The organism is Pseudoxanthomonas sp. LjRoot143 (assembly GCF_964252945.1).
In the GTDB taxonomy this organism is placed as follows: Bacteria; Pseudomonadota; Gammaproteobacteria; order Xanthomonadales; family Xanthomonadaceae; genus Pseudoxanthomonas_A.
On the sequence record NZ_CAXUPM020000001.1, the window covers coordinates 3745991 to 3758842 of the forward strand.

A 12852-nucleotide genomic window follows, 5' to 3' on the forward strand; every position below is an offset into this window, starting at 1 on the left:
AGCTTCTGTATCTATAGAGTGACCCGTCACCTTTCCCGCATGGACTCTGTGCCGTGCTGTTTGAGAGGGCTTAGCAAATAGTCAATAAGCCGACGCTTTCCCGTCTTGATCTCGACACTCAAGCTCATTCCTGGCGATAGCCCTACCTTCACACCGTCCACCATCAGGCTGTCCTCTACCAAGCGGACTCGCGCAGGAAACACTAACCCGAGCTTTTCATCTTGCGCAGCATCGTGGGAAACCGCCTCTACAATCCCTTCCAGATAGCCGTAGCGCGTGTATGGGAAGCTCTCCACTTTCACCGTGGCCCGCTGCCCTGTCCGAATGAAGCCGATGTCCTTGTTCAGGACGGTCGCTTCCACCTCGAGGGATTCCTCACTGGGCACTACCGCCATGAGAGCCTGGGCAGGCGTTACCACCCCGCCGACGGTATGCACCGTCAACTGCTGCACGTTGCCATCCACCGGTGCGCGCAAGTGCATGAGCCTGTCTCGCTGTTGTGTCTTGGCGACCTGAGGCCGGTACTGCCCTTCCTGCTCACGTGCTTGGCGAAGGCCTTCGAACATTTGTTGACGCGTGTCAGCCTCCAGTACCCGGAGCTCCTCGCGCGCTCCGGCAAGTGCCGATCCTGTTTCCAACAGGGTAGCGCGCTGCGCCGTCAACGAGCGCTCCATCTCAACCATTTCTTGCTTGCGAGCCAAGAACTCGTGCCGACTGACGTACTGTCCTCCTAGCAGCTTCTCCAGATCCGCAACGCGCTCCTTGGAGATCGCCAGGCTCTGCTCCATCGGCGAGATCTGAGAGCGAACCGTATTCTCCTGCGCCTGACGCTGAGCGATGCCGGCCAGCAGGCTCTGGCGACGCGCCTGATACTCCGCCAACTCGCTTGCCGCCAATAGCCACTCAGCGCGCACGCGATCCTTCGGAATATCCAGTTCCTCTGGAGCAACGGCGAGATGACCGTCGTCGAGCGCCTTTGCCATGGCCTCATACCGAAGTGCAGCCAGCCGAGCGCTGAGGAGCGCATCGCCGGCCTGCTCGAAATCTGCGCCTGTGGCGGTGGCATCCAGCTCGACCAGGACGTCTCCTTTACGCACCGCTTGCCCATCCCGCACCAGGATGCGACGGATCACCGCGGTTTCGGCGGTCTGGATGACCTTGGTGCGGGAGTTGACGACGGTCTTTCCGGAGGCGACCGCGACGATATCCAGCTTTCCGAAGATCGACCACAGCAGCGCGACACAGAACAACGCCATGATGATCCGCATCGTCCAACGCGCCGCCGGCGATGCCGGGCTCTCGACCAGTTCCAGTTGTGCAGGTAGGAATGCCAGCTCATCTTCGGACCGTTTGGGTGGATCCAACTGTGAGCGCACCTTCCACGCCGCACTGAAGGCTTGGCCATAGCGAGCCAGGAATTCCTTAATCGCGCCGTAGACGTGCCTCATACCGTGCCCTGCTGGAGCTTGTAGAGATGCGCGTACTGGCCCCCAGGGCGATCCACCAGTTCGTCATGGCGACCTGACTCCACGATCTTTCCCTTATCCACGACAACGATCCGGTTAGCTATGCGTACGGTCGATAGCCGGTGCGCGATGACAAGTACGGTCCGGCCCTGGCAAATGGCGCGCATGTTCTGCATGACCGCATGCTCGGACTCGTAGTCCAAGGCGCTGGTGGCTTCATCAAAGATCAGGATGCGGGGATTGGTTACCAGGGCTCTAGCAATAGCAATGCGCTGTCGTTGCCCACCGGAAAGACCGGCTCCGTTGTCTCCGACCTTCGTGTCATAGCCCTCGGGGAGCTGTGTAATGAAATCGTGCGCACCAGCAAGCTGCGCAGCCTCAATGACGCGCTCCAGCGCCATGCCCGGGTCACCAAGTGCGATGTTTTCCCGGATGCTCCGGTTGAATAGGAAGTTCTCCTGCAGGACCACCCCGAGCTGGCGGCGTAGCCACGCTGGGTCGGCCAGCGCCAGATCATGGCCGTCAATCAGGACACGCCCTCGCTCGGGCACATAGAGGCGTTGCACCAGCTTGGTCAAGGTGCTCTTGCCTGATCCTGAGCGCCCGACAATGCCGATCACCTCCCCTGCCGCTACATCCAGGTCGATGCCTGACAGAACTTCAGCGGTATCTGGCCGGTAGCGAAAGCCCACGTTTTCGAATGTGACGCGGCCCTGGATCGCCGGCAGCGTCATGCGACTACCCGATACCTCGGTACGGGTGTTAAGGATATCGCCCAAGCGCTGGACCGATATGCCGACCTGCTGGAAGTCCTGCCAGAGCTGGGCCAATCGCAGAATGGGCGCCGCCACTTGGCCGGACAGCATGTTGAAGGCGATCAGCTGACCTACCGATAGGTCTCCCTGAATGACCAAGCGGGCGCCGAAGAACAGGATGGCGACGCCCACCAGCTTCTGCACCAACTGGATGCCCTGCTGGCCCACGTTGGCCAAGCGGGCCACCTTGAACCCCGCTCCCACGTAGCCCGCCAGCTGCGCATCCCAAGTTCGCGTCATGCGCGGATCCACCGCCGTGGCCTTGACGGTACCGATGCCGTTGATGGTCTCTACAAGGAAGGACTGGTTCTCGGCGCCCCGTGCGAACTTTTCGTCCAGGCGCTTCCTTAAAACCGGTGTGATGGCGGCTGACCATAGCGCGTACACAGGGAGGGACAGTACGACGATCAGGGTCAGCCAGAAGCTGTAGTAGAACATCACCGCCAGGAACACGCCGGTGAACAGAAGATCCAGCACCGAGGTCAGCGCCTGCCCGGTGAGGAAGTTGCGGATGTTCTCCAGCTCACGCACCCGCGCTACCGTCTCGCCTACCCGTCTGGACTCAAAGTAGGCCAGCGGCAGGCTGAGTATGTGGCGGAAGAGGCGGGCTCCCAATTCGACATCGATCTTGCTGGTGGTGTGGGAGAAGACATAGGTCCTCAGCCCATTCAGAGTCACATCAAAGATGGCGATGGCGACCAAGCCGATCGCGATGACCTCCAGGGTTGTCAGGCTCTGATGCACAAGCACCTTGTCCATGACGACCTGAAAGAACAGGGGCGTGACCAGTGCAAACAGCTGAATGAACAGCGAAACGACGAAGACTTCAAGCAGTATGCGGCGGTACTTGACTACTGCTGGCACGAACCAGCGGAAGTCGAACTTGGCCAGCTCGCCTAGTACGGAGGCACGGGAGGCGACGAGCAACAGTTGCCCGCCATAGCGTTCGGCAAACTGCTCTCGCGACAGCACTTGGGGACGCTGCAGGCTTAGATCCTGGATGAGGACCTGCTGCTCATTAACCTTTGCCACAATGAAGTGCTGGCCATCGGGCTGGAATGCCATAGCAGGCAACGAAATCTTGTCCAGCCGCTGCGCCGGGACGCCCGAGATTTTTGCTTTGAGTCCCAGCCGCTTGGCTGCGAGCAGAATGCCGGTTCGATCGAAGGGCTCATCCCCTCGGCCGTACTCGTGCTTGATCTGGCTCGCGTCGGCTGCGACGCCATGGTATTGGGCCAGCAAGACCAACCCGGCCAATGCCAAATCTATGCCCGGTTCGTCGTCTTCATCCGAGGCTTGGTCGTCGACCAAGACAAGCGGGCTGCTTCCATGAGCCATTGCGGATTCCCAAAATCCAAAAAAAGCGTTGTCCATACGCTCTCTGGCTCATTGGCTACCAGAGCGAATCCTGCAGGCATTGCATCGCCTTCACGAGTGACACGCTAAACGATGTCCTACGTGTCTTATCGTGATTTTTGTCACGCCACCATGTCAATGGCTTTACGGGCATCCCGAAAAGGTAAATGCATTTCCGTATATGCGCTTACCGAATAGTCGGCCCCAGCGTACGCGGCGTCATCAGCAAGCTTTGTACGTCAGCGCAGCGCCTGAGATAGCTCCAGGTTCCTGCGTGCGTTCTTGCCAGACTGCAGTGGGAGATCCGCATCAGGGTCGGCATCAAGTGCAGCCAAACCTTCATGAACGCTGTCGATCGGGAAGACACCCTGATATCCAGAGGTATAGATGCGATTCCAGAAGAGCCGTTCGATGCACGCGAACAGGCCTTCCCATCGGTAGCGCAACGCACGATGGCTGTAGAGCACGCGCGGGAAAAGATCGAATGCACATAGAGACGGAAAGAAGTGCCGAGGGTGGTCTTCCATCACTTCGCCTTTCCTCGCAAGGCAAAGCAAAGCGATAAGCGCGTTCAGCGATGCCTGGTTTCGAATAGCCCGAATCTGATCACCCTCAGGCCATCCATGATGAAACTGTCCTCGCCTATCCGGCGCGCCATCGACGAACAGATGCCTTCGGATGTTCATTGGCATCAGTTCCAGAAGATGATTCAGGCGCCAGATCGCAGGGGCCGTGGGGGCCAGCAACTCCCAAAGCGGCAGGTCCTTCCAGTAAGCCAGATTGACAGAGCCGCCCGAGCGCTGTGAGACGAGCGCTATCGATGCGGGGTGTGGGAGGGACTTGCCCTGCCGCCAACGCAGGTACTTGTTCGAACCTGATAGATCCTTTTCATCGTCGTCCTTGCCATACGGCGCCAGCCGATCTACTCGCCACTCCAGGGTCCTGGGTGAATCCGATCCGAAATGGGCGGCCAAGGCCCCATAACAAACCGCACCGCGGGCCGCCTTGACCTCTCTGGTGTGAGGACCCCAGTCACCATCATTGGGAGGCACACGGAAGTCGATGGGCATGCTGCATAGTCGCTTGGCAGTCCTTCCTTGTCACGTCTAGGCCGCTTCACCGGTGGAGTGGATCGTCTATGAAAAAGTGATCCACTTTGAAGTCCGCGCGCGCACCTTTCTAGGATTGGTCCTAACTCAGTCCGCGAAGGTCCCTCCATGGCACAGACGTCACAGCTACACACCGCTGCGGTTCAGCCGAAGACGTATGACGACTTCGAGTGCCGGTTGATATCGGCGCTCGGTGCCACCGTGGGCGGACGCGCCCTGACCAAGGCGCTGGGGTATCCCACTCAGGATGCGTTCCGCAAGGCCTCTCACCGGGGGCGCCTGCCTGTTCGGACCTTCGAGATGGTCGGACGCCGTGGTCGCTTTGCGGTCACCACGGACATCGCTCAGTGGCTTTGGGATCAGCGTGCAGGCTAAGGGCCTGACCAATGACGCGCGTACTCATCCAAGCCTGTTACCTCACCCAGCAGAGAAGGCTTGGTTTCGAGCTCGCAGATCAACCCTTTTCCCAGGAGATGCTCACCATGCCCTAGCCATCTGAGGGCGAAAAAAAGCCCCGGTGATCAGACCGGGGCTTTCTTGGATCGGCTTACGTGAAGATCGGCCGAATCCAGTCTCGCCCTATCCCGCAGCAAATACAAGACCCCTCCTTCAGGGGAGGGTCCTCTGCTGTCACGAGATATGGAAATGAACGAAAAACAGCTGCGAGAGCACCTGCAGGCCTTACACATGCCTGCCCTCGGAATCGCCTACGTTATCCAAGCCGCCACTACCGATCCGGCCAAGACCGTCTTCCACGGCAATCGACAATCTGTCGCGGGGGAATACCACAGCTCGATCCCCACTTGCCTGGACGATGCACCACGTCACTGGCGTCTGCAGTTCACCGCACGCTCCACCGAGTACGCCTTTATCGTGGACCTGGAGAGCCGAGGTCACGCCATGCTGGTGCTTGATCAGCCCAGCTCGGTCAACCTGGACATCATCAACACGCGCGGGCGACGTCAACGCATCACCTACACGGCGGACTTTCTGGTCGTGGAGGGTGATCGCGTACGCGTGGTGGAATGCAAAACCCGTGAAGACGCCCTAAAGCTGGTCAAAGACAAGCCCGGCTGCTGGTGTGAGGACGGGGGCAGGTTTGTCTACACGCAGGCGCGGGACTTCTTCGCCCAGATGGGTATGGTTCACGAGGTGATTCTGTCAGATCAGCTCCCCTGGCTTCGCGTACAGAATCATCTCCTGATGCAGGCCTGCGATCGCGCACTTGGCACGATCGATCTGGCGGACGTGCTGGTAAGCATCGCACGGTATGTGCGCCAGCATGAGCCTTGCAGCATTGATCAGATCCGGCGCGACCTGCAGCTTCTTACTGCCGGGCCCATCCTGCGCGCGATCCAGGACCAGATCGTGCATGTGGCTCTGGATCAGGTGCAGTTGACCGATAGCCACTCTCACTTCATCTGCGCCTCGGCTGCCAGCGCCACGGCCGTCGCGCTGGGTCTATCGAGTATCCAGGCGTTGGCGCGTACCGACCAAAGCGTTTCGTTTGATCAGGTATGCGATCCCTCGCACGTGGGTGAATTTGGCTATCGACTGGCACGCCTGCAGGGTCAAGCGCTGACGCGCCCCGGGGACAAGAAGGACCCCTCCCCCCGCACCCTGCGGCGCTGGCGCAAAACGGCGCGAGAGGCCGGCAGCAGCGCTTTGCGTCCGCGCTGGAGCCAGTGCGGTACGCGCGGCATGCGCTTGAGTACCTGGCATGCCGAGCTGGTGATTGAGCAGATTGCCCAAGGCAAGAGCTCCATCACCCGACCTACACGACGAAAGACCCACGGCAATTACGAAAAACTGGTGGAAGCCCACTGCTTGGCTCACGACGTAAAAGCACGACCTCTCTCCTACTCTCAATTTTGCGAAATATGGGCGCAGCGCAAGCATCAATACAGCGATGCCATGGCTTTGGGCGGACTACGCTTGGCCAATGCGGTAGCCCCACACAAGGATGTCGACCAACAACTGCCTATGGCCAGTAGGCCCTTTCAGGTGGCCAGCATCGATCACTGCCTGGCGCCGAGCCTGGCCGAGTGCGATGTCTCCGGCGAGCAAGGCTTGCCGTGGGTGACAATCCTGCTCGATGCCTTTGAGAGCGAGCCCCTAGCCTTCGTGCTTCGTTTTGAGGCGCCCAGTTTTGTGTCCGATGCCTTGGTACTGCGAGACTGCGTAAAGCGTCATGGACGCCTGCCGGCCGCGCTCTATACCGATGGCGGCAGTGATTTCACCAGCGGCAAATTGGCCCATTGCCTCGCCGAACTGGAAATGAGCTGGTTCAAGCGGCCTGTTGCAGATCCCCGCTCGAGTGCGGCAGTCGAACGCACTTTCCTGACATTTGCTACTACCGTCTGCCAAGGCTGTGATGGCTTCATGCCCGATATCCTCAATCGTAGAAGCGTCTCGCGCGACAAGCTGCCAGCCAACGGGCCGCGTCGGGTATTCCAGCAGCTGTATGACCATACCGAGCACCTGCTCTTGAATGTGCTGCCACATCTTCCGCGCTTGGACGCAACACCCACCGCGGCGGAACGGCGCGCTGAATTCGAAGCCACCTACGGCGTGCAAGGCTTGCCTCAGACGGTCGACCTGCCTTTCCTGATCAAAACCGCCGTGCCCTTGGCCAGCACCGGCAAGAGTTGTCCCTCTGGTGCCATCCGCGTGAACAACCGGCGCTTTTACTCCACCACGTTGAATGGCAAGACACTCAGGTTGAGCAAGCTGAACCTGCGTCAGGATCCGCAGGACGCCAGCGTGGTGTATTTCGCTTACGAGGGCAGTTGGCATGTGGCCAAGTCACGCCGAGCCTTGGACAACCGAGGCCGGGAGGACAGCGCAATCGCCTACAGTCCGCCGCCGGTAGACCAGGAAAAGGTGAAGAAGCAGCGCAACCAAATGCTGCATGGATACGCGCCCACGCCGCCGCCAGAACAGTCCGGCGCTCAGCCGCCTGCAATTCCACCAGGTGCATCGGACACCGATATGGCCAGCTCCCCACCCCCCGACGCGGGCATCAGGCTGGATCAGATCCCCACCATGGGCTCCATCCACACCCTGCTACAGAAAAAGTGGGGTGGCGCATGAAGTCCCACTACGTCCTGGCGTTGGAGAAGGTCAAGCCGCCTCTGATTGATTTCGTGGGTCACGACCACCTCATGGAGTGCCTGAATCAGTCCATCTCTTTCTGCAGCATCGAAGGCGGCAATTCCATTTTGCTGATCGTAGGACCCTCGCACGCCGGCAAGTCTGCATTGCTCAGCCAGCTCTCCGGCTACCTGTATACCCAGCAGTTCCAGCAGCACACCCCAGACCTGATGCATGTCATTGGCGCCACCGCGCTGACCTCGCGCGAAGGACGCACCACGCCCAAGTACATCTACAGCGCCTTACTGGAAGACCTGCAGCATCCCTTGTTCTACACGCAGCACCTAGAGCGGCCGGAAGATTACCGCCCTTGGATACGCTTTGATGAGACCTTCATGCTCACCCGTTTGCGCAGGAGCATGGAGGTACGCGATACGCGCTTTACGATCCTGGATGAGGGACAGTACCTGACGCGCGCCAAGGATCCGGAGTTCAAGGCCTCGTTGCTCGAGTCGATGAAGTCCCTGGTCACCCCGCGCTCGTCGCTGATCATGGCCGGCGGGTACGAGCTAGTGGAGGTCGCCTTAAGCATCCGGGCGCATGTGGCCATTCGCGTGATCGTCCTGCACTTGGGCCGGTATAAGGACACGCCCGAGGATAGGCAGGCGTGGCTGCAGATCCTGAAAGCATATTCGCTCTGCCCCTTGTTGCGCTTGAGCCGTGAAGACTTGTTGATCACCCATGCGGACTTGCTGCTTGAGCAGTGCCAAGGAGTCTTGGGCATGCTGGAGAAGCGCCTGATCGCCTGCAAGATGCTCTCCGATGCGCGAGGCGTGCCCATCGACGAGGGGATTCTTGAGGCAACCGCTCCCTCACAGTTGGCTTGGAACACGATGCAGGCTGACATTGCGCACGGTGAAGCGACCCTGGCCGCCTACCAGGCCAGCGTCGATGTCACCAAGGTCAAGCCCGCCTCAGCGCCAAAGAAGAAGCCTACAAAACCTCCCTTTACCCGCAACGCTAAGCGCTCTCATCCCCCGGTGACGGTATGAGCGCGTACTTGCTGCCGCTGGAGCTGCTGGGCAAGGACAGTTGGCAACAGGAAAGCCTGTGCTCGTATCTGTTTCGACATGCCGAGCTGCATGGGGTCACCGCCTCGCAACTGATCCAGATGATCAATGGATGGCAAGTGCGGCAGGGAAGACCGCAGCTTAAGGTCTGCAAGACCCTGTTCTATACCGGCAACGGGCATGGCATGTTCAGCTACCGTGAGCGGATGCAGACGTTGGTCGCCTCCATCGAAGTTGCCAGCGGACGCGAGAACCTGCAGCGCGCCACGCTGACATCCATCGGGCGGGTACTGGCCTCGCAATGTCGGGGCACCATGCGCGCCTCCCGTACTTGGTGCCCCAATTGCCTGGCCGAGGATGTCCAGCAGGAACGGCCTGTCTATGATCGGCTGATCTGGTCATTGCTCCCGATCAGAAGGTGCCATGTGCACCGCCTTCGGCTCAGAGACAGCTGTCCGCACTGTGAGAAGCGCCAGCGTTTTCCCGAGCCCGGCGGCAGGATGAGCCGCTGCTTCGGTTGTCATGGAGATCTTCTGGTTCCTGCACGAAGGGACGAGGTCATGCTCGAGCCCACCTTTGGTGAAAAAGACTGCATCGAACTGGTTCGTGCAATCAGCTGTGGCGAATTGGATCAGGTCGACCCTTCAGCCATGGATACCTTTCATGCTCACCTGGATCGGTCTTTGCCGCCGATGGCTAGAGTCGTGAGCGCCATAGCCGAGCGCAGTGGGGCGGCTCGCCAACGAGACGAGAGCGTTCCCCCGACATTGGACACGTTGCTCAAGAAAGCCTACGTCACGCAGTGCAGCGTCGTGAGCATCCTTACAGACCCTCTAGGAGCAGCCTTCAGCGCCGGCACGCTGGTAGGTGATGCCTCACTCATGCCCCGCACGCAAAGGCCCCGCCAGCCAAGCGAGGTGTTGCCTTACGTGGAGCAGACCCTTCGGGAGTTGATTGCCCAGCCGCTCAGCCAGCCCATCCCCCCGTTACCTCGACTGGCGCAGGAGTTGGGGGTTTCTCAAGGCTACATTCGGCACCGACTGCCGACCTTGGTCCTCCAGTATCAGCATCGCCGCATAAGTGCTAGCAGCACGATCACCAGCCTTAAGCGACAGGCAATTCAGCGCGAGCTCGTGCGGCTGGCGCAACGAGGCGAAGGCTTTGCGAGCCTGCACGAGCTGGAACGTTATCTGGCAGCCAAGATCACCTGCTCCATCCCGCTGGCCCGGCACGAGATTCGGAAGTACCGCCAAGCTCAACCATTCCGGTCCGGGCAACAGCTTGCGTGAGTCGGAGAGGCGCTATTCGTGTTAGTTTGGCCGCTACACCTCGCTAACCCATTGATTGGTAGAGCAGTGGTAGTGGCCAAAGTTTTCCTGAAGATGCGGTCAATGTCTTTTGGAATGCACAGGGACGCTGGTGGGACAGTGTCCGAATAGCGTTGTGCGCGGCTTGAGTACAAGCCTCCGGGAGGGTTCTGATCCTTCTCCCTTCTCTTACTTGCCAAGTCGGAGGCCTTGGGCATGCCGCGTCACGCCTGTCGCCTATGTGATCTCGCGATCTAGCACATGCACGCCTAGCTGTAAGGTGATTCTGTGCCGTCACACTGCGACACGAGCCGATCACATGACTTACTCGCCCGCCTTCCGGACCGCGAGGTCCGCCTCGTCATCATCCACCTGGTGCAGCTCACGGAATGGACCATCGGCGAAGAGGCCGCCATGCGGATGCTGGACCTGTCCAAGGACAAACACTTAGCCGATCTTAGGGTCAGCCGTGTCGAACGTATTCTCTGAGCATTGAAGAAACGTAGCGTGGACTTCAGTCGCCCGGGGCGACTCGATCATGTCGGAATCCTTCTCCTTCGCACCTTTCACCAACTTCCCGGAGTCGCTTCCAGTCACGCTCTGTTGCCACCCTCGCGACGGTCAGAGGTGAAGCCGCCTTCCTGAGGAGCTCCAGCTCAGGTCCGAACACATGCTCACCAACGCTCTCCCATGCCAAGAGCGCCTGCCAGTAGCCATTCTCCGATTTGCTCCAGATCTGCTGTTGTAGGGATATGCCGTCATCTTGGCTCCCCTGCTGGCGGGCCTGCCTAACTTCCGCCCTGCTCGCATCCCTGTCGATCGACCACGCAAGGGCTGACGCATCCAGATGGAAGCTGATTGCCTTGACTGTCTCCCAGCACTCTTCCTTCTTGCTCCATTCACCCACGTTGGCCGATCCGGGCGGCGGGTTCAGAATTGCCTTCTGCGCAAGTACGGCAGACCGGGTGAACACCTTCATCAGGGCGTCATCTGCTTCCTGCCGTTCCCAGATCTTCATTAGATCAGGCTCACGACCTGCGCGGCGGATAGCACGGAACAGCAACGCCCAACCGTACGACACGATCTGGGGGCGATAAGCACCCTCGTACCACACCCCTTTTGCCGCGGCCACGAGCGCCTCGCCAGTCTTCCAGAGAATGGCCATGGCCACGATGCGCTGGTAGTAACCCTCTCCATAACCCGGACTCATAACCTCCCACTGTTCTGCTTCGGTCCTGCCCCCCTTGGCAGAAAATTTTGTCGCGAACTTCATGAAGTTCTTTTGCGCTCCAAGGCTGACCCAGTGCGGCTTCTCGTCCAGCGTGCTGTCGTACTTCGCAAGATCCGTCTTGTTGATCAGCTGCCGGGGTGGATAGGCAAGATCGAAGGCATCCTTCCTCGCTTGGGTGAGGTACAGACGCTCATTCTGAAACTGCCCGCGGGACCGCTCATAGAACCACTTGCTCTGGACACGTTCGCCAGCCCGGGCCGGCACCATCAGACGCCTGGAAATCTCTTCCATCCTTCTATGGAACGGATGGTTGGCAAAGAAGTCCGCTATCGCGACCTTGTTCTGGGTGTTGGCGTACTCGGCGATCTTTGGCACGAGGTCATTTGCGCGAGTGCTTGAAACGACGGTGAGCTTCATCGGGACGCTGACGCCGCTAAGATCCAGCTTGTCCTGCTTGCGCGCCCTGAGGATGCTTGCCGTGGTCTGTCCACCATTCACAATCTGGAGATCGGAGAGCTTGACGATATGCGCCCCATCCGAGCCTCCGAGGGAGACATCCACCGCAGTCGCGGCGATGCCGTTGTTGTAGGCAAAGAACAATTCTGGGGAATCTTGGATCGTGGCCCGGATCCCCTTGTTCACTCCGCCCTTCATGCCTAGGAATGATCGAACATTGCCTTCTAGCAGACGGCTTCCGTAGTGTTCGTAGAGGTCCGCGAGAAGGTTTCCTTCAATGACGCACAGGTAGGACCGGAGTCCCCCCCGACTAGATGCGTCGATGCACGCGATGCCCTTCGATCCGAATTCCTCCAGATCGATCTCAACCTGTTCACGCTCACGCGCTGACTCGTACAGCGCCTTGATCCGCTGTAGATCCCAGATGTGGGTCTCAGTAGGCGTTCCTGCTACCTCACCCCTGAACTCACGCTTGTAGGCTCGGCTAAGCAGCTGATTCGAGAAGATGTGGAGTCGGATGCACGAGATCCCAGCCCGCTTCCGTCGAAGCGTCGTGGCCAGCTGGTAAGCCGGACTGGACTCTGCGATCTTTTCCTCCAAGTCCGTCTCCAAGGCCTCGCTTGCGAAGTTCTCGAGCCAGCCCTTCATCTGATCTACATCGGATGTGGCTAGAGTCGAAGGCGTCTCGTCGTCCACCCAGCGCCCGATGACCATCGACAAGGCCCCGTCGACATCGTCCGGCTCGGTGAACCCGTGCAGCTTCAGCTGTCGCCCGTATGCACCCCGCCGGGTGTCCTCAGCCAAGACGAACTCCCCGAACACCGGGTCCTCTTGCAAACGCTCGGCGATTTCGGTGACGAAGGCGATCGTGTCCACGAGATTCGAGGATTCGCTCCGACGCACAACCATCTGACGCAGTTCACCCAGGAATTCGTTATCGTCCATGACC

8 protein-coding genes are annotated in these 12852 nt (G+C 59.6%); 4 read left to right on the forward strand and 4 right to left on the reverse strand.

The genetic code is table 11. From position 1 onward, the window contains the following. Window positions 1-26 precede the first annotated feature (26 nt). From ACSQ1W_RS18070 to ACSQ1W_RS18080, 3 genes are all read right to left on the reverse strand, one after another. Window positions 27-1448, reverse strand: a complete 1422-nt coding sequence (locus tag ACSQ1W_RS18070) for an HlyD family type I secretion periplasmic adaptor subunit (protein WP_436045169.1) — start codon at window positions 1446-1448, stop codon at window positions 27-29. After that, window positions 1445-3655, reverse strand: a complete 2211-nt coding sequence (locus ACSQ1W_RS18075; RefSeq protein ID WP_436045170.1) for a type I secretion system permease/ATPase — start codon at window positions 3653-3655, stop codon at window positions 1445-1447. Before ACSQ1W_RS18075 ends, ACSQ1W_RS18070 begins: the two co-directional genes overlap by 4 nt. Before the next feature lie 221 nt (window positions 3656-3876). Beyond that, the gene (locus ACSQ1W_RS18080) at window positions 3877-4707 is read right to left on the reverse strand and encodes a hypothetical protein (protein WP_436045171.1); all 831 of its coding nucleotides are present in this window, start codon (window positions 4705-4707) and stop codon (window positions 3877-3879) included. Between the two features lie 147 nt (window positions 4708-4854). Between ACSQ1W_RS18080 and ACSQ1W_RS18085 the strand changes: the two genes are divergently transcribed. The 4 genes from ACSQ1W_RS18085 (at window position 4855) to ACSQ1W_RS18100 (ending at window position 10198) form a co-directional block, all read left to right on the forward strand. After that, window positions 4855-5121 carry a hypothetical protein gene (locus ACSQ1W_RS18085; protein ID WP_436045172.1) on the forward strand — a complete coding sequence of 89 codons (267 nt, stop codon included), beginning with the start codon at window positions 4855-4857 and terminating at the stop codon, window positions 5119-5121. A 270-nt stretch (window positions 5122-5391) separates the two neighbouring features. Further along, complete coding sequence (locus ACSQ1W_RS18090) at window positions 5392-7839, forward strand: hypothetical protein (RefSeq protein ID WP_436045173.1); 2448 nt, start codon at window positions 5392-5394, stop codon at window positions 7837-7839. After that, window positions 7836-8891, forward strand: coding sequence for an ATP-binding protein (locus ACSQ1W_RS18095; protein WP_436045174.1), 1056 nt, complete (start codon window positions 7836-7838; stop codon window positions 8889-8891). Before ACSQ1W_RS18090 ends, ACSQ1W_RS18095 begins: the two co-directional genes overlap by 4 nt. Continuing rightward, window positions 8888-10198, forward strand: coding sequence for a TniQ family protein (locus tag ACSQ1W_RS18100; protein ID WP_436045175.1), 1311 nt, complete (start codon window positions 8888-8890; stop codon window positions 10196-10198). The genes ACSQ1W_RS18095 and ACSQ1W_RS18100 overlap by 4 nt, the downstream gene beginning before the upstream one ends. Before the next feature lie 532 nt (window positions 10199-10730). Here ACSQ1W_RS18100 and ACSQ1W_RS18105 read toward each other — a convergent pair. Beyond that, on the reverse strand, window positions 10731-12848 hold the full coding sequence (locus ACSQ1W_RS18105; protein WP_436045177.1) for an AIPR family protein: 2118 nt from the start codon (window positions 12846-12848) through the stop codon (window positions 10731-10733). Window positions 12849-12852 lie beyond the last annotated feature (4 nt).

Excerpts from the sequence above, each read along its gene's own strand:
- ACSQ1W_RS18070 (WP_436045169.1), bottom strand. The coding sequence starts at position 1,448 with ATGAGGCACGTCTACGGCGCGATTAAGGAATTCCTGGCTCGCTATGGC.
- ACSQ1W_RS18075 (WP_436045170.1), bottom strand. The coding sequence starts at position 3,655 with ATGGACAACGCTTTTTTTGGATTTTGGGAATCCGCAATGGCTCATGGA.
- ACSQ1W_RS18080 (WP_436045171.1), bottom strand. The coding sequence starts at position 4,707 with ATGCCCATCGACTTCCGTGTGCCTCCCAATGATGGTGACTGGGGTCCT.
- ACSQ1W_RS18085 (WP_436045172.1), top strand. The coding sequence starts at position 4,855 with ATGGCACAGACGTCACAGCTACACACCGCTGCGGTTCAGCCGAAGACG.
- ACSQ1W_RS18090 (WP_436045173.1), top strand. The coding sequence starts at position 5,392 with ATGAACGAAAAACAGCTGCGAGAGCACCTGCAGGCCTTACACATGCCT.
- ACSQ1W_RS18095 (WP_436045174.1), top strand. The coding sequence starts at position 7,836 with ATGAAGTCCCACTACGTCCTGGCGTTGGAGAAGGTCAAGCCGCCTCTG.
- ACSQ1W_RS18100 (WP_436045175.1), top strand. The coding sequence starts at position 8,888 with ATGAGCGCGTACTTGCTGCCGCTGGAGCTGCTGGGCAAGGACAGTTGG.
- ACSQ1W_RS18105 (WP_436045177.1), bottom strand. The coding sequence starts at position 12,848 with ATGGACGATAACGAATTCCTGGGTGAACTGCGTCAGATGGTTGTGCGT.